Source organism: Bradyrhizobium sp. USDA 4353 (genome assembly GCF_054063215.1).
On record NZ_JBSSGB010000001.1, the window covers coordinates 2,969,936 to 2,990,912 of the forward strand.

The window sequence follows — 20,977 nt, forward strand, 5'->3', positions numbered from 1 at the left end:
CGCTTCGCTCGCAATGACGATAGACTATATCACCACGTCGCGGTGCCCTTCATCGTCGGCTGGCGCTCGGCGTTGGCGGTCCACAGCTCCAGGCCGCCGTCCTTGTCGGAGGCGTTGACCGAGAACTCGCTGCCCTCGAACAGCGGCTGCACGCCGCGATAGGCGAATTTCGCCGGCGGCTTGCCCTTGAGCCTGGCGGCGAACTCGACCAGGAGCGCGGCTTGCAGCGGTCCGTGGAAGACGAGGCCGGGATAGCCTTCGACCTTGGTGACGTAGTCGCGGTCGTAATGGATGCGGTGGCCGTTGAAGGTCAGCGCGGAGTAACGAAACAGCAGCACCGGGTCCGAGACGTGGCTCTCGCTGTGCTGTGCGACCGGCGGAGGCGGTGGTGCCTTGGGTGAGGCGGCCGGTGCGCCGCCCATGCCGCGATAGACGATGTCCTGGCGCTCGCGGATCGCGACACCGCGCGGCGTCGACACGACATGCTCGACGGCGACGAAGCAGAGCTGGCCGGTCGAGCCGCTCTTCAACGTGACGTCGGTGATGGTCGAGACGCGCGTGGCGAGGTCACCGACGCGCAGGGGATCGATGAACTGCACCTCGCCGCCGGCCCACATCCGGCGCGGCAACGGCACCGGCGGCAGGAAGCCGCCGCGGGTGGGGTGGCCGTCGGGGCCGAGCTGATCATGCGGAAACACCGGCTGGCCCAGGCACCAATGCACCGTGTACGGCGCGACATCACCGGTTACGGGCTCGCCGATCTCCTGGAACAGGGTCGCGCGCAGCCCCTTGGTGAGCTGCGCGGTGACGATGTCGGTGGCCTCAGCGCTGCGGCCGGCCCATTGCTTGAGATGATCGAGATCGAGCGTGTCCGTCATGATCATCCCTTTTTCGGGTGGCGTGATGCCGCTTCGCCGATCGCGGGTACGGCGCCATATGATCTATCATCGCCGACCACGATCGCCGCCGGCGCCGGATAGGAGACGACGCCGTTCGGCGTGTTCACCTCGATGCGCCGCAGATGCGGATGCGTTGCGAGATCCGCCATGCTGTTGACCTCGGCAAACGCAATGTCGGCGCTTGCGAGCTTCGCCAGCAGCTCGTCGCGCGACAGCGCGGCGAAGCGCTCGGCGACGATTGTGTCGGTCAAAGCGCGGTTGCGGACGCGCTCGACCATGTTGGCGAAGCGCGGATCGTCGGGCAGGGCCGGCTGCTCCAGCACCTTGGCGCACAAGGTCTTCCACTCGCGCTCGCTCTGGATCGAGATCAGGATGTCCTTGCCGTCCTTCGAGGTGAACACGCCATAGGGCGCGATCGAGGGATGGGCGAGGCCGATGCGCTTCGGCGCATTGCCTGCTTCCGCGTTGAGCAGGGGCACCGTGAGCCAGTCGGCCATCACGTCGAACATCGAGATGCGGATGTCGGCACCCTCGCCGGTGCGGCCACGCTTGATCAGCGCCTCCAGGATCGCCGCATGTGCGGTCGCGCCGGTGGCGACGTCGACGATGGACATGCCGACGCGCGACGGGCCCTCGGGGCCGCCGGTGATCGAGGCGAGCCCGCTCTCGGCCTGGATGAGCAGATCATAGGCCTTGCGGTCGGCATAGGGGCCGGTGTCGCCATAGCCGGTGATGGTGCAGAGAATCAGCTTCGGATAGTCCTTGCGCAGCCGCTCGCGCGCGAAGCCGAGTTTGTCCATCGAGCCGGGCTTGAGATTCTGCAACAGCACGTCGGCGCCGGCGATGAGTGTCTCCAGCTCGGCGCAGCCCTCGGGCTTGGACAGATCGACGATTCGTGAATCCTTGCCGCGATTGAGCCAGACGAAATAGCTGCTCTGTCCCTTCGCGGCGGCGTCATAGCCGCGGGCGAAATCGCCCTCGGGCCGTTCGATCTTGATGACGTGAGCGCCGGCATCCGCCAGGCGCGACGAACAGAACGGCGCAGCTACCGCCTGCTCGACGGCGACGACGGTGATCCCTTCAAGCGGAAGCATCGACAGACCTCAATACGACCTGGGCATGCCGAGCACGTGCTCGGCGACGTAGGAGAGGATCAGGTTGGTCGAGATCGGCGCGACCTGATACAGCCGGGTCTCGCGGAACTTGCGCTCGACGTCGTATTCCTCGGCGAAGCCGAAGCCGCCATGGGTCTGGATGCAGGCATTGGCCGCCTCGAATGAGGCGTCGGCTGCGAGCATCTTGGCCATGTTGGCCTCGGCGCCGCAATCCTGCCCGGCCTCGTATTTGCGGGTGGCTTCCTTGACCATCAGCTCGGCGGCGCGCATCGACGCATAGGCCTTCGCGATCGGGAACTGGATGCCTTGATTCTGGCCGATCGGGCGGCCGAACACCACGCGCTCCTTGGCGTAGTTGGTCGCCTTGGCGATGAACCATTTGGCGTCACCGACGCATTCGGCGGCGATCAGGATGCGCTCGGCATTCATGCCGGAGAGGATGTAGCGGAAACCCTTGCCTTCCTCGCCGATCAGGTTCTCGGCGGGCACGCGCATGTCGGTGAAGAACACTTCTGTCGTGGCATGGTTCATCATCGTCCGGATCGGGCGGATCGTGAGCCCGGCCTTCTTGGCCTCGCGCATGTCGACCAGAAACACGGACAGACCATCGGTGCGCTTCTGCACCTGGTCCTTCGGCGTGGTGCGCGCGAGCAGCAGCATCAAATCGGAATATTCGGCGCGGCTGGTCCAGATCTTCTGGCCGTTGACGACGTAGCTGTCGCCGTCGCGTTTCGCGACGGTCTTCAACGAGGTGGTGTCGGTGCCCGAGGTCGGCTCGGTGACGCCGAACGCCTGCAGCCGCAACTCGCCGCTCGCGATTTTTGGCAGCCACTTCGCCTTCTGCTCGGTCGAGCCGTGCCGCAGCACCGTGCCCATCGTGTACATCTGGGCGTGGCAGCCGCCGCCATTGCCGCCGGCGCGCTGAATCTCTTCCAGGATCGCCGCCGCCGCCGATAGCTTGAGGCCGGCGCCGCCATATTCCTCGGGGATCAGCACCGAGAGATAGCCGGCCTGGGTCAGCGCATCGACGAAGGCGGAGGGATAGGCCATCTCGCGATCAAGCTTGCGCCAATATTCGCCGGGGAACTGGGCGCAGAGCTTGGCCACCGCGTCGCGGATGTCGGCATAGTCGTCGTGCTGATGCTGGTCTGTCATGTCGTTGTTCCCCAGGCTGCTGTCACACGGCCTGCGGTCTCCCTGGGTTTGTTAGTGATAGCCTATGACGAAGCGTGCGGCGCTTGGCAAGCTTGGCATGCCAGCGTTGCAGCCGGGCGTCCAGGCCGCGGTATGGGGATGAAGGGCGCATCCATGCTTTAGCTGACGGGATAGCCGAGATGGCTGCGAAAGCGGTTCTTCAGGAACACGCCGTCGCGCGGCGGCAAGGCCCGGTCCACGTGATCGGTGGAGATGACGACGCGGGCGAAATGCGGACCGGCACGATCGTGCAGCTTCGGCCGGAAGGCGTCGAGCGCGGCATGATCGGCGATCGTGCTCACCGAGGGGAAGCCGGCACCGGTGGCGATCAACTCGAGATTGGCGCCGAGGCCGGAATGGCTCATCTGCATTCCCGTTTCGCCGAAATGCGCATTGTCGAGCACGACGACCGACAGGTTGTTCGGCTTTTTCGCCGCTGATGTCGCGAGACTGCCAAGCCCCATCAGCTGCTCGCCGTCGCCGGTGATGACGGCGACCTGGCGCGAGGGCTGCGCCAGCGCGAGCCCGAGGCCGATCATGACCGCGCCGCCCATCGCGCCCCAGAGATAGAAATTCGCGTCGTGATCGCCGGCGGCAAACACATCGTAGGACGACGAGCCGAGGCCGCTGACGACCAGGAGATCGCCGCGATCTTGCAGCAGCGCCGCCACTGCCGCGCGACGGTCGAGCGCTGTACTCATCACTTGTCCTCCGTCCACTTCTTGGCGCCGATCATGCGCTGGGAGATCAGCACCGCGATCGGCTGATCGCTGTCGAAGGCGAGCCTTGCGGCTGCGGCCGCCATCTCGCCGGCCTCCTCGGGGCGCTCCAGCCGGAACACGGTGACGCCCATGATCTCGAACGCGGCCTGCGTCGCCCTGCCCATCGGCACCTGCCACGGATTGAACTCGGCCCACTCGCCGCGCATCGTCACGAAGGTCAGGAACGGGAACCGGCAGCTCGCCAGCAGCGACAGCATGTTGACGCAATTGCCGACGCCGCTCGACTGCATCAGCAGCACCGCGCGCTGGCCGCCGAGCCAGGCGCCGGCCGACAGCGCGACGCCTTCCTCCTCGGTGGTCAGGACGGTGGTGGCAATCGCGGGATCGTCATGCGTAAGGCGGATCAGGCGGGAGTGGCCGGCGTCGGGCACGTAGCACAGCTGCCGGACATCGGCCGCCTTCAACGCCTGGTAGATGGCGAGCGGCCAGTCGTGTGCTGTCGTCGGCGTGTCGGAAGCGGCCATGGCGTCCTGCGGAAAATGAGCACCGACGGTGCAGCGAATGATTTAGCCCGGAAAAGGCCAGCGGGGCCCATTGAATTTGGTTCACCCTGCCATGCCGGATTCTTATACGCAGTGGCGGCGCCTCATGGTTCGAGACGCCGCTGCGCGGCTCCTCACCAAGGCGGGCGCCCGGAATAGGCGTAACTCTGAAAGTTCTCCATGAACACGCGGCGGTTTTTCATGAGTCGGACAGTCGAGCGCGACGCTTGCTGCCAGCCTCTCCCCGCGTGCGGGGAGAGGCCGGATTGCATCGCAGATGCAATCCGGGTGAGGGGGACTCTCCGCACGTCTGGTGCTCGTGGCCGCCCCTCACCCCAACCCTCTCCCCGTGAAGAACGGGGAGAGGGAGCGCACCGACATCGCCGCGCCGCTATTTCTCTCATCTCTACATGCACCCGGCATCAGCTCGCTTGCGTGTTCATGGTCCGGTGTGCAGTGCCGCCTCGGCTTTCGACCCTCATGGTGAGGAGGCGCGTAGCGCCGTCTCGAACCATGAGGCCACGAGCCTCGCCCTTCGTTCACCCCGGGATCCGCACCGGCAGGCTCTCATAGCCGCGGACGAAGCTGGAATAGACGCGCTTCGGCTCGCCGACGACCTCGATGCGGTCGAAGCGCTTGAGAATCTCCTGCCAGACGATGCGCAGCTGCAACTCGGCCAGCCGCATGCCGACGCAGCGGTGGATGCCGAAGCCGAAGGAGAGGTGGATGCGCGGCCTGACACGGTCGATGATGAAGGCGTCGGGATTCTCGATCACCTCGCCGTCGCGGTTGCCCGAGACGTACCACATCACGACGCGGTCGCCCTTCCTGATCTTCTGGCCGCCCAATTCAGTATCGACCAGCGCCGTGCGCCTCATATGCGCGAGCGGCGTCTGCCAGCGGATCACCTCGGGCACCATGGTCTCGATCAGCGCCGGATTGTCGCGCAGCTTCTGGTACTCGGCCGGGTTTTCGTTCAGCGCCAGCACCGAGGCGGTCATGGTGTTGCGCGTGGTGTCGTTGCCGCCGACGATGAGCAGAATCAGATTGCCCATCAGATTGTCCGGCGTCATGTGCCGCGTCGCCTCGCTATGCGCCATCATCGAGATCAGGTCGCGGCCGGGATTGGCCTGGCGCTCCTTCCACATCCGGCCGAAGGTCTCGGCGCAGTCGGCGAGCTCGCGCCGGCGTTCTTCTTCCGAAGACACGATGCCGCTCTTGGGTAGCGCCGTGGAGACATCCGACCAGCGCGTCAGCTTGCGCCGCTCCTCGAATGGAAAGTCGAACAGGGTCGCCAGCATCTGCGTCGTCAGCTCGATCGACACCTTCTCGACCCAGTTGAAGGTCTCGTTGCGCGGCAGCGAGTCCAGCACCTTGGCCGAGCGCTGCCGGATCAGCACCGCCATCTCGTCGAGATGCTCCGGCGTGAACATCGGCTGCACCGTCTTGCGCTGCTCGCCATGGCGGGGCTCGTCCATCGCGATGAAGCTCGGCCATTCATAGCCGGGCGGCACGTCGCGGATCATGATGCCGCCATTGCTGACATCGGAGGAGAAGATCGCATGACTGGTGTCGACATGCATGATGTCGTGATAGCGCGTCACCGACCAATACGGCTCGATCGGCGCCTTGGTGCAGTAATGCACCGGCGCCTCCTTGCGCAGCCGCTCGAACCACGGCCACAGCGTGTCGTTCTGGAACAGCCGCGGCGCGCCCGGATGAAAGTCCTCGATCGGAGTCGAATACGCCTCCAGCCGCGCCTCGCGCAGCAGATCGGCATGGTCGGAACGAAGCGCGGCCTGGGCGGTCATGGGGTGGTCCTTCTTGGTGAAAGGTCGCTCAACAAACGAGATGAATATGAGCACCTTGTACGGTGCGAATGAATGCGCCCTCTCCCCTTGCGGGAGAGGGCATGTGGGAAAGCTCAGCAAGCTCGGTCGGGTGAGGGGTATGTCTCCACGAGTGTCGTCCGCCGAGAGATACCCCTCACCCGACCGCGTGCGCGGAAGGGCCGGAGATGCCCTCTCCCGCAAGGGGAGAGGGCACTGTATCGCGCAGCGTGCAGAGTGGCGAATGAGAAAAGCGTGCTCATCCATTCAGACCGTTCGTGGCGCACCCGAATTCCGCAGTTGATTCGTTTCCTCAAATACAACCTACGCCGCAATCTTCACCGGCAACGTCTCATATCCCTTCACGAAGCTGGAATAGACGCGCTTGGGCTCGTCCGTCACGTCGATATGATCGAAGCGCTTCAGGATTTCCTCCCAGATGATCTTGAGCTGCAACTCCGCGAGACGCAGGCCGACGCAGCGGTGGATGCCGAAGCCGAAGGAGAGATGGGTCCGCGGGCGGGCGCGGTCGATGATGAAGTCGTAGGGACGCTCGATCGCGCTGTCGTCGCGGTTGCCGGAGACGTACCACATCACGACCTTGTCGCCCTTTTTGATCTGCTTGCCGCGGAACTCGATGTTATCAAGCGCCGTGCGGCGCATATGCGCGAGCGGGGTCTGCCAGCGGATCACCTCGGGCACGAAGCTATCGAGCAGCGCCGGGTTGTCCTTGAGCTTGCGATATTGATCGGGGTGCTGGCTCAGCGCGTAGATGCTGCCAGACATGGTGTTGCGCGTCGTATCGTTGCCGCCGACGATCAGCAGCACGAGATTGCCGAGGAAGTTCTTCGGGTCCATGTCGCGCGTGGCCTCGCTATGCGCCATCATCGACAGCAGGTCGCTCTTTGGCGGCTGGCCCTGCCGCTCCTGCCGGAGCCGGGCGAAGTAGCGCGCGCAGTCCATCAGCTCGGCCTGCCGCTCGTCCTCGGTCGCGACCAGACCCCCGGGGCCGGGCAGCGTGGTCGCGATGTCGGACCAGCGCGTCAGCTTGCGGCGGTCCTCCCAGGGGAAGTCGAACAGCACGGCCAGCATCTGCGTGGTCAGCTCGATCGACACGCGGTCGACCCAGTCGAACACCTCACCGACCGGCAGGTTGTCGAGGCATTCGGCGGAGCGCTTGCGAATGTTGATGGCGAGCTCGTCGAGATGCGTCGGCGTGAACATCGGCGCCACGGTCTTGCGCTGGGCGGCATGCCGCGGCGGGTCCATGGCGATGAAGCTCTCGCGGCGCAGGTCGGGCGGCACGTCGCGGATAGTGATGCCGCCGAGCGCCGAGGCCGACGAGAACACCGCGTGGTTGGTCTCGATCTCCATGATGTCGTCGTAGCGGGTGATCGACCAATAGGGACCGAACATCGAGTCCTTACAGTAGTGCACCGGGTCCTCGCGGCGCAGCCGGTCGAAATAGGGCCAATGCGTTTCGGTCCGGAACAGCTCGGGATTGCCGGGATCGAATTCGGCCAGCGGCAGCGTGGCAGCGCGCCGGGCTGCTTCGTCGATCTCTCGGGTGGCTGCGGCGTCGTGGCGATGTGCTTCGGCCGGCTTGGCGGTCCCGTGCATGGACGTCTCCCTCAGGCCGGCTTCTTGACGTGTCCGGCAATATTTGGCGCGATTACATCCTGCCCGGGAGCGATGGGCAAGCGCGGAATTTGACGGGTGACAAACGCTGCCGTCTTGTGTCGCAAAGTTGGCATTCGGCCGGATGTGGGGCGTGACAAGCGCCACGTCACGGAATAAGGCTTTGGGCAATTGTTGCAAAGCAGAAGACGAGCAGGAGGCCGCCACCATGATCGCCAACGCGCAGCGCATGTTCAACTTTGACCTTGGCGAGACGGCGGATGCGATCCGCGAGACGGTGGCGAGCTTCTCGCAGGAGCAGATCGCGCCGCGCGCGGCCGAGATCGACCGCTCCAACCAGTTTCCGCGCGACCTCTGGCCCAAGCTCGGCGAGCTCGGCCTGCACGGCATCACCGTCGAGGAGGAGTATGGTGGTGCCGGCCTCGGCTATCTCGAGCACTGCATCGCGATGGAGGAGATCTCGCGCGCCTCGGCTTCCGTCGGCCTGTCCTACGGCGCCCACTCCAACCTTTGCGTCAACCAGATTCGCCGCAACGGCAACGAGGCGCAGAAGCAGAAATATCTGCCTAAGCTGATCTCCGGCGAGCATGTCGGCTCGCTGGCGATGTCCGAGCCGCAGGCCGGCTCCGACGTCGTCTCGATGAAGACGCGCGCCGACAAGAAGGGTGACCGCTTCGTCCTCAACGGCAACAAGATGTGGATCACCAACGGCCCCGTCGCCGAGACCTTGGTGGTCTACGCCAAGACCGATCCGCAAGGCGGGCCGCGCGGCATCACCGCCTTCCTGATCGAGAAGGGCATGAAGGGATTTTCGACCGCGCAAAAGCTCGACAAGCTCGGCATGCGCGGCTCCGACACCTGCGAGCTGGTGTTCGAGGATTGCGAGGTGCCGGAGGAGAACGTGCTGGGCCAGGTCGGCCGCGGCGTCAACGTGCTGATGTCGGGCCTCGACTATGAGCGGGCCGTGCTCGCGGCAGGTCCGCTCGGCATCATGCAGGCCTGCATGGATGCGGTGCTGCCTTACGTGCATGAGCGCAAGCAGTTCGGCCAGCCGATCGGCACCTTCCAGCTCGTGCAGGGCAAGGTCGCCGACATGTACACGACGATGAATGCCGCGCGCGCCTATGTCTACGCCGTGGCCAAGGCCTGCGATCGCGGCGAGACAACGCGCGAGGACGCGGCCGGCGCGATCCTGTTCGCGGCGGAGAAGGCGACGCAGTGCGCGCTCGACGCGATCCAGCTGCTCGGCGGCAACGGCTACATCAACGATTATCCCACGGGCCGGCTGCTGCGCGACGCCAAGCTCTACGAGATCGGCGCCGGCACCAGCGAGATTCGGCGCATGTTGATCGGCCGGGAGTTGTTCGAGAAGACGTCGTAAGCTCCAAGTTGCCTGAAACGGCGCGTCGGCACGTTCGGACACCGGCCGGATGCAGATATTTTGCGCGACTCCGCCCAGGCCGGTGTTTTTTTCCGGCCGACTTGCGTACAAACGGAGTCGAACCTTGGAGTCGTCCCGGCGACGAATAACCGGGTCAATTTGTATGTTTTTGCGTAGTTCGGGGGCGTAAGCCGTGAACCAGATGAGTTATGTTCCGCAGCAGCCTCCGCCGCTGCCGTCTTTGCCAGCGACCTTTTCCGGAGCCCGCAGCGAGTTCTTCCGGCTGGTCAGCCGTGGCGCGGCCATCGAATTGATCACGCTCGGCTTCTACAGGTTCTGGCTGGCGACCGACATCCGCCGCCATCTGTGGGTCAACACCTCGGTCGATGGCGATGCCGCCGAATATACCGGGCGCGGCAAGGAGCTCCTGATCGGCTTCCTGTTCGCGATGGCGATCCTGGTCCCGATCTATCTTGCCTATTTCCTGATCACCGTCGAGGCCGAGCGCTTCAAGGCGTTCGCCAGCGTGCCGCTGCTGATCTCGTTCTACGCGTTCGGCCAGTTCGCGATCTATCGCGCGCGGCGCTATCGGCTGACGCGCACGGTGTGGCGCGGCATCCGGTTCTGGATGGACGGCTCCGGCTGGGCCTATGCCGGTCGCGCGATGCTGTGGACGCTGCTCGCCATCGTCACGCTCGGCATCGCCTGGCCGTGGCGGACCGCAGCGCTCGAGCGCTACAAGATGCGGCACTCGCATTACGGCAATCTGCAGGGCGACTTCGAGGGCCGCGGCTGGGACCTGTTCAAGCAGGTCTGGTATCTGTGGCTGATCGCGCCATTCGCAATGATGCTGTTTCCGCTGTATCCGTTCGTCTATGCCCAGCTCAAGGCGGTCGAGTGGCGCTGGTGGGTGTCGGGCATTCGCTTCGGCGGCGTCCGCCTGGAGTCGACGCTGCCGAACAGCGCGTTCTATGCGCTGTACTGGAAGATCATCGGCTGGATGCTGCTGCTGCTCGTGGTCTTCATCCTGTACGTGGTTGGGGCATTCGCGCTGGTCGCGACCCTGTTGGGCGGCGGCACGGGTGCGCAGGAGATACAGGCCGTCGCCAACCATATGGGTCTGCTGGTGCCGCTCGGGCTCGGCTACATCGTCATCATTCTGGCGGCCAACGTCGTGATGCGGCTCTATCTGGTGCGCGACGTCTGGGCGACGGTGCTGGCCTCGGTCCAGGTGCACGGCATCGAGGCCATGGCCGACGTCGCCGCCAAGGGCGACCTGGCCAGCGCGCTCGGCGAGGGGTTTGCCGATGGACTCGACGTCGCCGGATTCTGATCCTCAACTCGAGGCGCCGCGCGAGGTGGAAGCGGCGCCGGCTGCTCCGCCCGGCGGTCCCGCCGTCTATTTCGACGGGCTGTCGAACCGGCGCCAGAACGTCATGATCGGCTTTGCCAATCAACTGGTGATGCGTAGCGCCGACAACTTCGTGTCGTGGCCCTATGAGGATATCCGCCGTGTCGATGGCCCGAGCGGCACGCTGCGGGTCAGCTGCCTGTCGGCCTCGCCGCTGGCGCGGCTGGAAATTCGCGACGCGGCGCTGTCGGCCGAGCTGATCGCGCGCTGCGCCGATATCGACCAGCACCGGCTGACGCGCAGCGGCATTGCGCGGATCGTCGGCTGGTCGCTGGCGGCCGCGGCTTCGATCATCGCCGTCGTGCTGGTGGTGATCCCGTTTGCCGCCGAGCGGCTGACGCCGCTGGTTCCGCCGGCGATGGAGAAGCATCTCGGCGAGGCGGCGGTGGTGCAGATCCATTCGCTGTTCGGCGACAAGGAATGCAGCGCGGCGGCCGGTCAGGCGGCCTTCGCCAAGCTGGTCACGGCGCTGCGCCGGCCGGCGGATCTCGACGACGGCATCGGATCGGAGGTGCTGGATACGCCGATCCCCAACGCCTTCGCGCTGCCGGGCGGGCGCTTCTTCCTGTTTCGCGGGCTGCTCGACAAGGCGAATGATCCCGATGAGGTCGCGGGCGTGCTGGCGCATGAGCTCGGCCATCTCAAGCATCGCGACAATCTGCGGCAGCTGATCCACAACGGCTCGAGCTCGTTCCTGATCGGATTGCTGTTCGGCGACATCACCGGCGCGGGCGCCGCGATCTTCGCCTCCCGCTCGATGATCAACGCGTCCTATTCGCGCGAGGCGGAGCAGGCGGCCGACAGCTTCGCGATCGAGGTGATGCACAAGCTCGGCCGGCCGACCCGGCCGATGGGCGAGCTGCTGTTCCGCATCACCGGCAAGGAGGCGGGCAAGCAGCCCACGCTATGGGCGAGCCATCCGCTCACCGAGGACCGCCTCGCCCGCATGCGCGCCGCCGACCGCCCCGCCAGCGGCCCGCCGCTGCTGAGCGCGGAGGAATGGAAGGCGCTGAAGGGGATTTGCAAATAGCACGATCCGTACGAGGACGTATACGAGCTGTTGCGGCGACGGACGGTGCGCTCCCTCTCCCCGTTCTTACGGGGAGAGGGTCGGGGTGAGGGGCAGCCACACGGGCACCATCCGTTGTCGGCCCGGAAGTCAGCCCTGCGGCGGGGCTGCGTGCATGATTGGCGACTCCGATGGACCATGCGCGCGGCCTAGCGCGTGCCATGCCCCTCACCCGGATTGCTGCGCAATCCGACCTCTCCCCGCAGAAGGGCGGGGAGAGGTGCAGACCGATCGTGCGGGATCGGTGTGGCGCAAACTGGTGTCGGAAAGGGAATCAGTTTGATTGGCAGTGCCGCCAACTACTCCGCCAGATTATTCGTCTTTCTCACCCACGCCCGCACATCCGTCAGCACGTCCGGCAGCACGGCCTTGACCTCGGCGAGCGTCATGCCGGGCTTGACGCGGGGGTCGTAGAGCAGATTGAGGATGTACTGGTCGTAGACGTCGAAATAGCCCATCGAGACGTTGTCGTTGAACATCGTCCAGGGCACGCTGGAGGTGTCGTTGATCGGCCCGAGCGATTGCAACAGCTCCTCATAGGCGCAATCGAGGAAGACGAAGTCGCCGTTGTCGACGGTCAGGATGACGTCGGAATGCTCGATCTCGAACGCTTCGTTCTTGCGGAAGCCGGACAGGCATTGCGGGTCGAGCGAGGTCTTGATTTCGCGGGCGCGCTCGCTGCCATAGGACTGGCTGATGGTGTGGTAGAGGTCGCGGTCGCGCACCAGCTTGACCCGCACATTGGCGTCGTCGTCGCTGTCGGTCATCGCGATGTCGAGATTGCGGATGCGGGCGCCGATGTCGCTCACGACCTTGGCGAGCTGTGCCTTGCGGTCGGCGCGGCGGCCGTCGGCGAAGACGCGCACCGGCGTGCTGTATTTCCGGATCCGGTCGACCCGTCCGGCGAGGTGATACTCGGCGCCGAACGCGGTCTTGAAGAAGCCGTCGATGATCTCGGCGTCGGTGAAGCTCTTCTTCTCGGCGCGCTGGCGCGCTGCGATGGCCGGGATCTCGGCAGTCGCAGCCGGCAACGGGATCGTCATGGTCACGAGCGAGGCTAGCGCCGCGGTCAGCGCAAGCGCGGTCCTCGGCACGGGGCGCCAGGAGCGGCGATGCTCCTGGCGGGGACGGGCGCTCTGGCCTTCCGACATCATTCCGATCAATCAGGCTCTCAGTTCTTCACGACCACGGTGGTGCCGACCGAGACGCGATCATAGAGATCGGCGACGTCGTCATTGGTCATGCGGAAGCAGCCCGACGACACCGCCTGGCCGATCGTCTCCGGCTCGTTGGAGCCGTGGATGCGGTACAAGGTCGAGCCGAGATACATCGCGCGGGCGCCGAGCGGGTTCTCGATGCCGCCGGCCATGTGGCGCGGCAAATCGGGGCGGCGGCGGAGCATCTGCGCCGGCGGGGTCCAGGCCGGCCATTCCTTCTTGGCGGTGATGCGATGCACGCCGCTCCAGCGGAACCCGTCGCGCCCGACGCCTATGCCGTAGCGCAGCGCCTGGCCGTTCTGCAGCACCAGATAGAGCCGTCGCTCCGACGTGTTCACCACGATCGTGCCCGGCGCGTACTGGCTCTGGAACATCACGGTCTCGCGCGGGATCGGGCTGACGCTGCTCTGATAGAAGTTCGGCCCGCCGCCGAAGATGTCCCTGGTGTCGAACATTTCCGCCCGCGCCGTCCCGGCGCCGACCACTGACGCGACCGCAGCAATTCCCAAAGCAAAGCGCTTCATTTCCATCCCCTGGCAAATAGCAAATTCCGTTCGCAGACAGGCCATAAACGGTTGCACTTCGCAACCCACGGCGCCGTGAGGCGGCCATGTGGCGGCGATCCGTGACCCAAATCCCACGACGCCCGCGCGCGGTCGGAGCCCAATACCCTGTTAGCAATGTCCGCGTATGACCATCGGCGTGATGGCAGCAATGCGGCCGGGCCCTTTGACGGGGCCGGCGAACAATGATTGATCTGCCTTTAGCTTTTGGACACGGCGCGGATTTAACGGGAGCAAATGATGAACGGTGCGGAAAGCCTGGTGCGGACCCTGGTCGCGGGGGGCGTTGACGTCTGCTTTACCAATCCGGGCACCTCCGAGATGCATTTCGTCGCCGCGCTCGACCGGGTCGAGGGCATGCGCTGCGTGCTCGGCCTGTTCGAGGGCGTGGTGACCGGCGCCGCCGACGGTTATTTCCGCATGAAGGGCACGCCGGCCTCGACGCTGCTCCATCTCGGCCCCGGCCTCGCCAATGGCCTCGCCAATCTGCACAACGCCAAGAAGGCGCGCTCGGGCATCGTCAACATCGTCGGCCAGCACGCCACCTACCATATCGGCTTCAACGCGCCGCTGACCTCCGACATTGAGGGCCTGGCCCGGCCGATGTCGGACTGGGTGCGGACCTCGCCCAGCGCCAAGGCGGTGGCCGCCGACGGTGCGGCTGCGATCGCCGCCGCGAAGAGCGCGCCGCCGCAGATCGCCACCTTGATCCTGCCCGCCGACACCGCCTGGAACGAGGCCGACGGCATCGCCCAGGTTCCCACCGACGCGCAGCGCCCGAGCTATTCTGATGACGCGGTGGAGAAGGCGGCCAAGATCCTGCACGCCCACGGCCCGGAGACGCTGGTGCTGATGACCGCGGGCGCGCTGACCGAGCAGGCGCTGACCTTCGCCCAGCAGATCGCCGGCAAGACCGGCTGCCGCGTGATGGGCCAGACCTATCACCCGCGCATGGCGCGCGGCGCCGGCCGCTTCTCGATCGACCGTATCCCTTACGTGATCGAGCAGGCGCTGCCGATCCTGAAGAACTACAAGCACATCGTGCTGGTCGAGGCCAACGACCCCGTCGCCTTCTTCGCCTATCCGAACAAGCCGAGCATGCTGAAGGCGGAGGGCACCGAGGTGCACCGCATGACCGCCTGGGGCGAGAACTCGGCCGCCGCGCTCGAGGCGCTGGCCGGCCATCTCGGCGCCAAGGCAACGGATGCGAAGCCGCAGGCGCTTGCCGAGCTGATCAAGCCGACCGGCGCGCTCAACCACACCACCATCGCGCAAGCGATCGCCTACGCGATCCCCGAGAATGCGATCGTGGTCGACGAATCCATCACCACCGGCCGCGGCTTCTTCCCGCCGACGGCCGCCGCCAAGCCGCATGACTGGCTGCAGAACATGGGCGGCTCGATCGGCTTCTCGACCCCCGTCGCGACCGGTGCCGCGGTGGCCTGTCCGGATCGCAAGGTGATGTGCCTCGTCGGTGACGGCAGCGCGATGTACACGATCCAGTCGCTGTGGACTCAGGCGCGCGAGAACCTCAACGTTGTCACCGTGGTGTTCGCCAACAGGATCTACCAGATCCTGCGCGGCGAGTTCGACGGTGTCGGCGCCGGCGAGCCCGGCCAGCGCGCCCAGGACATGCTCAAGATCGACCGCCCGACGCTCGACTTCGTCGCCATGGCCAAGGGCATGGGCGTTCCCGGCCGCGCGGTCACCACGGCGGACGAGTTCAACGCCGCGCTGGCCGAAGCCAATGCCGAATATGGCCCGCGCCTGATCGAAGTGCAGATGTAAGCCGTCTCACCCGCAACTGGCGGCCGCAAATCGGCCGCCGGTTGGTGGCAGCGTCAGCGCCGCTTTTTGGGTTGGCGACTCAGCGCGATCGCGTGTTGATGGTGTCGTCTCCATCGTCTGTTTTGTTTGGGCGGCATGCACAGCGAATTGAACCGGCTGATCTCCGCGCTGCAGGAGTTTTATGCGCGCGAGCGCTTCGTCCTCGACCGTGATCTCGGTGAGCGCGCCCTGACGCACCGGCTGTCCGTGCATCTGGAGCGCAACTTCCTCGGCTGGGACGTCGATTGCGACTACAACCGGCTCGACGACCGCACCATGCTGCTGCCGCGCGGCTCGATTGTGTCGACCGACGACGAGCTGGGGAAATCGGTCTATCCGGATATCGTCGTGCACAAGCGCGCCGTGCCCGAGAACCTGCTGGCGATCGAGGTCCGCAAGGCCAGCAATCATCAGCCGCTCGCGCATGACCGCCACAAGCTGATGGCGCTGACCGATCCGCATCTGTGGTTTGCCTATTGGATCGGCGTGCTGGTCATTCTCGACCGCCGCAGCGTGATCACACCGGAGGTCTACGTCGGGGCGCGGATCGATCCGGCGCTGTCGGCCTGGTTCGCAGGGCGGTTGCAGCAGATGGGTCTGGCGCCCGGCTGAAACGCCGCGGCCCTCCAAGTGAAAAAGGCCGCCCCCGAAGGAGCGGCCCAATCCCGTGACGAAGCGGCAGGCCTTCGAACAGGCCCGCGCCGTCGCTCACTTCGACATGGCGTCGCCGGAGGTCTTCTTCGCCGACTTCTTCTTCGTCTTGCTCATCTTCATGTCGTCACCTCCGCTCATGGCGTCGCCGCTCTTCGCCGACTGGCCGGTGGTCATCGGCTTCTCGGTCGACTGTGCGAGGGCGGCCGACGAGACGAACGCGAGGGCGGCGGTGGCGATGATCAGTTTACGCATGCGGAAAACCTCCGTGGGTTGGAAACGCCAGGACCTTAGGCGAATTTGCTCCGCGGCGTTCTGACGCAGGAATCAGGAAAATGTGAGAGTTCCGCCTTCCAAAAGCCGCCTTGCGCCGTCCCCGCGGGAAGGTCTGGCGCATTCTGTGACGAATGTGCCGGACGCAGGGAGGTCATGCGCGGATGAGCGAGGTCAAAATGGCCGGGTGGCGCCGTTCAGCCGAGAAGTCGGGGATCAAGCTGGCGCTGCGAGCAATCTTGTCGCAGCCCATCGCTCAGATCGGCATCGCGAGTTGCGTCTCGACACCGGCATCGGCCTCGTGCAGCGACGACAGCGACACGCCGAGGAGCCGCACCGGCTTGGGCAGCGGCATCTCGGCCTGAAGCAGCGCCAGGGACAGGCGCTCCAGCTCGGCGCGACTTGAGACCGCCACGGCGACCGACCTGCTGCGCGTGATGATGTCGAAATCGGCGAACTTGACCTTCAGCGTGACGGTGCGGCCCCTGTTGCCGGTCGCTTCGCAGTGGCGCCAGACCTTGTCGATCAGCGGCTGCAGCTCGGCCGCCATCGGCGCGAACTCGGTCAGATCCATCGCAAACGTGTTTTCCGCGCCGACGGATTTGCGGATGCGATTGGCGCGGACCGGGCGATGATCGATCCCGCGCGAGATCCAGTAGTAATAGTTGCCGGCCTTGCCGAAATGCTGCTGCAGGAAGGGCAGGGTCTGACGGCGGATGTCGAGACCGGTGTGAATGCCGAGCGCATTGAACCTGGCGGCGGTCGCCGGGCCGATGCCGTGAAACTTGCCGACTGGCAGGCTCTCCACGAAGGCCGCGCCCATCTCCGGCGAGATCACATACTGGCCGTTCGGCTTGCGGTGGTCGGAGGCGAGCTTGGCGAGAAACTTGTTGTAGGAGATGCCGGCCGAGGCATTGAGGTCGGTCTCGGCCTTGATCCTGGCGCGGATTTGCAACGCGATGTCGCGCGCCAGCGGGATGCCCTGCAGATTGTCGGTGACGTCGAGATAGGCCTCGTCGAGCGACAGCGGCTCGATGATCGGCGTGTGCTCGGCGAAGATCGCGCGGATCTGCTGGCTGATTGCCTTGTAGACCTCGAAGCGCGGCTTGACGAAGATCAGGTCCGGGCACAGGCGCTTGGCGGTCACCGACGGCATCGCCGAGCGCACGCCGAATCTGCGCGCCTCATAGCTCGCGGCCGCCACCACGCCGCGCTCGCGCGAGCCGCCGACGGCCACCGGCCTGCCGCGCAGCTCGGCATTGTCCCGCTGCTCGACGGACGCATAGAATGCATCCATGTCGATGTGGATGATCTTGCGGATGACCGTCGGCGCGGCATCCGGGTCCGGACCGGAGCTTGGCATGGCCGAGATGTATCAGACCCCCGCGCCAAAGTCTGTCAGCAGGACCGGCCGGGGCTCCGGCCTTTCGAACAGGCTATCGGGACGAACATCGGTTTGACCGGAGCGTTTGTCCGGAAGTGCCGTCATGGCCGCTCCAAGCTCCGCCGTCGTCCCGGCCTTGAGCCGGGACCCATACCCCCAGGGAGCGGTTTGAGGCAGGCTGGTCAGGTGTGGCGGCGGCGCGGTGAGGTGGCGAGGTGGAGAAGAGGAGCTTCGAGTTGATGAGACAGCCGGCGCCGGTGCCGGGAGCAGAACCGCTGATGCGCCTGCGGCCGGCCGGAGCGACAGGGTGCCGATGTTCGAGCTGATCTTCCTCGGAACCTCCGCGAGCGTTCCGTCGCAGGACCGCAACCATCCGGGGCTTCTGATCCAGGCCGGCGGGCACCGGATCCTGGTCGATTGCGGCGAGGGCATTCAGCGCCAGTTGCTGGCGAGCGGGGCGGGCCTTCGGCGGCTCGACCGCATCCTGCTGACCCACGGCCATCTCGACCACATCCTCGGCATTCCCGGACTGTTCTCGACCCTGCGGCTGCGCAGGAGCGATGATGTCATGAGCGTGCACGGCAGCCCGGGCACGCTCGATGTCGTCATCCGCATGCTCGCAGGGCTGTGGGGCGAGGGCCGCGCGCCGATCCCGCTTGAGCTCGTACCGCTCACGCCCGGGCAGGTCCTCGACGCCGGCGCGTTCGCAATCAGCTGCTTCCCGGTCCGGCATCGCGGCACCGACAGCTTCGGCTTCGCATTCGTCAGCCCAGCGCGCCGTCATCTGTTGCCGGGGCGTCTTGCCGCGCTCGCGGTGCCGGATGGGCCGTTGCGAAAGACGCTGGCGGAAGGGAAAGCCGTCACGCTTGAGGATGGCCGCACCGTCGACCCCGAAGATGTCCTCGGGCCTGCCAGCGGAGGGAAGAAGCTCGTGATCGTCGGCGATACGGAGACCACCGAGGATCTGCAGGAGCATGTCCGCGACGCGGATCTGCTGGTGATCGAGGCGACCTTTCTCCAGCGCGACGCCGCGACCGCGCGCGACTACGGTCACCTGACGGCCACGGAGGCCGCCACCCTTGCAGCGTCCAGCAATGTCGGCCAGCTCGTCCTCAACCACATCTCCGGCCGCTACACGGACGAGGAGATCCTCGACGAGGCGAGGGCGATCTTTCCCGCCACCCATATCGCCTCAGACTTCGACCGGCTGAGCGTGTAACGGGACCTCTGCCGGGGACCATGCAACGCCCGTGAATCATATGCGGCGCCACATCTCTTGATGAGCAATCCGATCAGGCAACAACGGTGCGCATCGCGTGACGAAACATGTTCGATCGAAGCGAGCCACGATGCCGTATTTCAGGCCGAGACTCATCGAGCTTAAGAGGCCATGTCCGCATATTTGCGGAGTTGATTGTTTCCGCCTGGCCACGAGCCAAAGGACAACCGTACTACCACGGGTGGGACCGGCGTCCCTGTAGTTATCTTATGTTATTGATTTGGACCTATCGGGTTAACCGACGGCAACCTTGCCTTGTGGAAATTGACATGAGACTTTTAGATAATCTGAAGATCGTCTGGAAGCTGGCGCTGATCGTGAGCGTTTTGGGCGCTGTGATCGTCGGTTGCGTGGCATATAGCACCGTTCAGCTGAATACCACGGTCGACGACTTTACCGATCTGATCGCTCTCCAAAGAGCCAATGTGAACCTGTTGAGGACCCAGAGGTCCGCCGAGACATATCATGCGGCTCTCTATGCAGTGCTGACCGAGACCACCCAGAGCGGCAATGCAAAGCGGGTGACGGACGCGACTGAGGCGCGAGACGGGATTGCGCGACTCGTTGAAGATGCCGCCAAGGAGAACCCGAGCAAGGCGGCTGAAATCCGCGAACTCGGCGCGAGATTCGCTTCGGCTTTCGCGGTCTGCGATCCGGTCCTGCAAGCCGGTGCGAAGTCGACCACAGTCGAAGAAAACAACAAGATCGCAACCCGTGTGCACAACGAATGCGAGCCGTCGCTCGAACGGTTGCTCAACGACGTACAACAGTTTCTGACGGCTTCGGTCGACCGAGTCAGCAAGCAGAGAAAGAGTCTTGCAGCTGAGGCGGAAACGGCAAATCGCAACGTGCTGCTGGTCGGTGCCGTTGGACTCGCGCTGGGGGTCGTCGTGGCGCTGTTCATCGGCCTGAAGTCAATGTCAGGTCCGATCGCTCGCCTCAAGCTCGCCATGGAGCGGCTCGCCAGGAACGATCTGACGGCCGATGTGCCGGAAACGTCGCGGAGCGACGAGATCGGCGATATGGCAAAGACCGTCGAGGTCTTCAAAACCAACGGCCTTGAAGTGGCGAAATTGAAGCAGGCGCAGGAGGATACGGCGCGCGCGGCTGCCGAGCAGCGTCGTCGCGACATGCTCGAGCTTGCCAATCGCTTTGAGGAGGCGGTCGGTGAGATCGTCGACACCGTCTCGTCTGCTTCGACAGAGCTTGAGGCGTCGGCAAACAGCTTGAGCACGACGGCGGAACGGTCCGAGCAGATGTCAACAGCGGTTGCTGCGGCATCAGAAGAAGCCTCGACCAACGTCCAGTCCGTGGCGTCCGCAACCGAGGAGCTCACATCCTCGGTGACGGAAATCAGTCGGCAAGTGCAGGAATCGGCGCGTATGGCAACCGAGGCTGTTGGACAAGCGCGGAAAACCAACGATCAGGTCGCGGAGTTGTCCAAGGCGGCTGGCCGCATCGGTGACGTTGTCGAACTGATCAATACGATTGCCGGGCAGACCAACCTGTTGGCGTTGAACGCGACGATCGAAGCGGCGCGGGCCGGCGAAGCAGGACGTGGCTTCGCGGTGGTTGCGACCGAGGTCAAAGCGCTGGCCGAGCAGACAGCGAAGGCCACGGGAGAAATAGGCCAGCAGATCGGCAGCATCCAGGCCGCAACCAACGAGTCGGTCGATGCAATCAGGGCCATCTCATCGACAATCGAAAAGCTGTCCGAGATCGCTTCGACAATTGCGGCTGCCGTGGAAGAGCAGGGCGCAGCAACGCAAGAGATTTCCCGCAACGTCCAGCAGGCTGCGGCCGGAACGCACCAAGTGTCCACAAATGTGGTTCAGGTCCAGCGCGGCGCATCCGAAACGGGATCGGCCTCGAGCCAGGTGCTGTCGGCAGCAAAATCTCTGTCACGCGACAGTGAGCGGCTCAAACTCGAGATCGGGCGCTTCCTCTCGACGGTGCGGGCTGCATAGCCGAGGTCGGGCTGGG

The 20,977-nt window shown here is 65.2% G+C and carries 18 protein-coding genes; 7 read left to right on the forward strand and 11 right to left on the reverse strand.

From position 1 onward, the window contains the following. Positions 1-29: 29 nt before the first annotated feature. From ACVILH_RS13155 to ACVILH_RS13185, 7 genes are all read right to left on the reverse strand, one after another. Entirely contained in the window at positions 30-878 is an 849-nt protein-coding gene (locus ACVILH_RS13155) for an FAS1-like dehydratase domain-containing protein (protein WP_456716966.1), read from the reverse strand. A gap of 2 nt (positions 879-880) precedes the next feature. Continuing rightward, positions 881-1,993, reverse strand: a complete 1,113-nt coding sequence (locus ACVILH_RS13160) for a CaiB/BaiF CoA transferase family protein (protein ID WP_456713265.1) — start codon at positions 1,991-1,993, stop codon at positions 881-883. A gap of 9 nt (positions 1,994-2,002) precedes the next feature. Continuing rightward, positions 2,003-3,169 (reverse strand): acyl-CoA dehydrogenase family protein, encoded by a 1,167-nt coding sequence (locus ACVILH_RS13165; RefSeq protein ID WP_456713266.1) that lies wholly within the window; start codon positions 3,167-3,169, stop codon positions 2,003-2,005. A gap of 158 nt (positions 3,170-3,327) precedes the next feature. After that, entirely contained in the window at positions 3,328-3,909 is a 582-nt protein-coding gene (locus tag ACVILH_RS13170; RefSeq protein ID WP_456713267.1) for a thiamine pyrophosphate-dependent enzyme, read from the reverse strand. Then, complete coding sequence (locus ACVILH_RS13175) at positions 3,909-4,454, reverse strand: phosphonopyruvate decarboxylase (protein ID WP_456713268.1); 546 nt, start codon at positions 4,452-4,454, stop codon at positions 3,909-3,911. The genes ACVILH_RS13170 and ACVILH_RS13175 overlap by 1 nt, the downstream gene beginning before the upstream one ends. A 557-nt stretch (positions 4,455-5,011) precedes the next feature. Then, a complete protein-coding gene (locus tag ACVILH_RS13180) occupies positions 5,012-6,283 on the reverse strand; it encodes a cytochrome P450 (protein WP_456713269.1) in 1,272 nt (423 codons plus the stop codon). Positions 6,284-6,625: 342 nt separating this feature from the next. After that, a complete protein-coding gene (locus tag ACVILH_RS13185; RefSeq protein WP_456713270.1) occupies positions 6,626-7,921 on the reverse strand; it encodes a cytochrome P450 in 1,296 nt (431 codons plus the stop codon). Positions 7,922-8,147: 226 nt separating this feature from the next. Between ACVILH_RS13185 and ACVILH_RS13190 the strand changes: the two genes are divergently transcribed. From ACVILH_RS13190 to ACVILH_RS13200, 3 genes are all read left to right on the forward strand, one after another. Next, on the forward strand, positions 8,148-9,320 hold the full coding sequence (locus ACVILH_RS13190; RefSeq protein WP_456713271.1) for an isovaleryl-CoA dehydrogenase: 1,173 nt from the start codon (positions 8,148-8,150) through the stop codon (positions 9,318-9,320). Positions 9,321-9,522: 202 nt separating this feature from the next. Continuing rightward, on the forward strand, positions 9,523-10,653 hold the full coding sequence (locus ACVILH_RS13195) for a DUF898 family protein (RefSeq protein WP_456713272.1): 1,131 nt from the start codon (positions 9,523-9,525) through the stop codon (positions 10,651-10,653). Then, on the forward strand, positions 10,628-11,761 hold the full coding sequence (locus tag ACVILH_RS13200) for a M48 family metallopeptidase (RefSeq protein WP_456713273.1): 1,134 nt from the start codon (positions 10,628-10,630) through the stop codon (positions 11,759-11,761). The genes ACVILH_RS13195 and ACVILH_RS13200 overlap by 26 nt, the downstream gene beginning before the upstream one ends. A gap of 338 nt (positions 11,762-12,099) precedes the next feature. On the opposite strand, the gene ACVILH_RS13205 is transcribed toward ACVILH_RS13200, so the two are convergent. Both ACVILH_RS13205 and ACVILH_RS13210 read right to left on the reverse strand, forming a co-directional pair. Further along, positions 12,100-12,843, reverse strand: a complete 744-nt coding sequence (locus ACVILH_RS13205; RefSeq protein WP_456716967.1) for a DUF2927 domain-containing protein — start codon at positions 12,841-12,843, stop codon at positions 12,100-12,102. A 128-nt stretch (positions 12,844-12,971) separates the two neighbouring features. Further along, a complete protein-coding gene (locus ACVILH_RS13210; RefSeq protein ID WP_456713274.1) occupies positions 12,972-13,541 on the reverse strand; it encodes a L,D-transpeptidase in 570 nt (189 codons plus the stop codon). A gap of 279 nt (positions 13,542-13,820) precedes the next feature. Between ACVILH_RS13210 and ACVILH_RS13215 the strand changes: the two genes are divergently transcribed. After that, positions 13,821-15,368 (forward strand): acetolactate synthase large subunit, encoded by a 1,548-nt coding sequence (locus ACVILH_RS13215; protein ID WP_456713275.1) that lies wholly within the window; start codon positions 13,821-13,823, stop codon positions 15,366-15,368. Positions 15,369-15,503: 135 nt separating this feature from the next. Beyond that, positions 15,504-16,019, forward strand: a complete 516-nt coding sequence (locus ACVILH_RS13220; RefSeq protein WP_456713276.1) for a hypothetical protein — start codon at positions 15,504-15,506, stop codon at positions 16,017-16,019. Positions 16,020-16,115: 96 nt separating this feature from the next. Here the strand turns inward: ACVILH_RS13220 and ACVILH_RS13225 are convergent, their stop codons facing one another. Then, complete coding sequence (locus ACVILH_RS13225) at positions 16,116-16,313, reverse strand: hypothetical protein (RefSeq protein WP_456713277.1); 198 nt, start codon at positions 16,311-16,313, stop codon at positions 16,116-16,118. Between the two features lie 274 nt (positions 16,314-16,587). After that, positions 16,588-17,694, reverse strand: a complete 1,107-nt coding sequence (dinB, locus tag ACVILH_RS13230) for a DNA polymerase IV (RefSeq protein ID WP_456713278.1) — start codon at positions 17,692-17,694, stop codon at positions 16,588-16,590. A gap of 334 nt (positions 17,695-18,028) precedes the next feature. Between dinB and ACVILH_RS13235 the strand changes: the two genes are divergently transcribed. Both ACVILH_RS13235 and ACVILH_RS13240 read left to right on the forward strand, forming a co-directional pair. Further along, the gene (locus ACVILH_RS13235) at positions 18,029-18,934 is read left to right on the forward strand and encodes a ribonuclease Z (protein ID WP_456716968.1); all 906 of its coding nucleotides are present in this window, start codon (positions 18,029-18,031) and stop codon (positions 18,932-18,934) included. 329 nt (positions 18,935-19,263) lie between these two features. Then, complete coding sequence (locus ACVILH_RS13240; RefSeq protein WP_456713279.1) at positions 19,264-20,961, forward strand: methyl-accepting chemotaxis protein; 1,698 nt, start codon at positions 19,264-19,266, stop codon at positions 20,959-20,961. Positions 20,962-20,977: the final 16 nt, after the last annotated feature.

What these genes read in the sequence shown, in the direction of transcription:
- ACVILH_RS13160 (WP_456713265.1), bottom strand. Translation starts at nt 1,993, where the DNA reads ATGCTTCCGCTTGAAGGGATCACCGTCGTCGCCGTCGAGCAGGCGGTA.
- ACVILH_RS13215 (WP_456713275.1), top strand. Translation starts at nt 13,821, where the DNA reads ATGAACGGTGCGGAAAGCCTGGTGCGGACCCTGGTCGCGGGGGGCGTT.
- ACVILH_RS13220 (WP_456713276.1), top strand. Translation starts at nt 15,504, where the DNA reads ATGCACAGCGAATTGAACCGGCTGATCTCCGCGCTGCAGGAGTTTTAT.
- ACVILH_RS13205 (WP_456716967.1), bottom strand. Translation starts at nt 12,843, where the DNA reads ATGACGATCCCGTTGCCGGCTGCGACTGCCGAGATCCCGGCCATCGCA.
- ACVILH_RS13180 (WP_456713269.1), bottom strand. Translation starts at nt 6,283, where the DNA reads ATGACCGCCCAGGCCGCGCTTCGTTCCGACCATGCCGATCTGCTGCGC.
- ACVILH_RS13170 (WP_456713267.1), bottom strand. Translation starts at nt 3,909, where the DNA reads ATGAGTACAGCGCTCGACCGTCGCGCGGCAGTGGCGGCGCTGCTGCAA.
- ACVILH_RS13155 (WP_456716966.1), bottom strand. Translation starts at nt 878, where the DNA reads ATGACGGACACGCTCGATCTCGATCATCTCAAGCAATGGGCCGGCCGC.
- ACVILH_RS13165 (WP_456713266.1), bottom strand. Translation starts at nt 3,169, where the DNA reads ATGACAGACCAGCATCAGCACGACGACTATGCCGACATCCGCGACGCG.
- ACVILH_RS13185 (WP_456713270.1), bottom strand. Translation starts at nt 7,921, where the DNA reads ATGCACGGGACCGCCAAGCCGGCCGAAGCACATCGCCACGACGCCGCA.
- ACVILH_RS13235 (WP_456716968.1), top strand. Translation starts at nt 18,029, where the DNA reads ATGTTCGAGCTGATCTTCCTCGGAACCTCCGCGAGCGTTCCGTCGCAG.
- ACVILH_RS13225 (WP_456713277.1), bottom strand. Translation starts at nt 16,313, where the DNA reads ATGCGTAAACTGATCATCGCCACCGCCGCCCTCGCGTTCGTCTCGTCG.
- ACVILH_RS13175 (WP_456713268.1), bottom strand. Translation starts at nt 4,454, where the DNA reads ATGGCCGCTTCCGACACGCCGACGACAGCACACGACTGGCCGCTCGCC.
- ACVILH_RS13240 (WP_456713279.1), top strand. Translation starts at nt 19,264, where the DNA reads ATGAGACTTTTAGATAATCTGAAGATCGTCTGGAAGCTGGCGCTGATC.
- ACVILH_RS13195 (WP_456713272.1), top strand. Translation starts at nt 9,523, where the DNA reads ATGAGTTATGTTCCGCAGCAGCCTCCGCCGCTGCCGTCTTTGCCAGCG.
- dinB (WP_456713278.1), bottom strand. Translation starts at nt 17,694, where the DNA reads ATGCCAAGCTCCGGTCCGGACCCGGATGCCGCGCCGACGGTCATCCGC.
- ACVILH_RS13200 (WP_456713273.1), top strand. Translation starts at nt 10,628, where the DNA reads ATGGACTCGACGTCGCCGGATTCTGATCCTCAACTCGAGGCGCCGCGC.
- ACVILH_RS13210 (WP_456713274.1), bottom strand. Translation starts at nt 13,541, where the DNA reads ATGAAGCGCTTTGCTTTGGGAATTGCTGCGGTCGCGTCAGTGGTCGGC.
- ACVILH_RS13190 (WP_456713271.1), top strand. Translation starts at nt 8,148, where the DNA reads ATGATCGCCAACGCGCAGCGCATGTTCAACTTTGACCTTGGCGAGACG.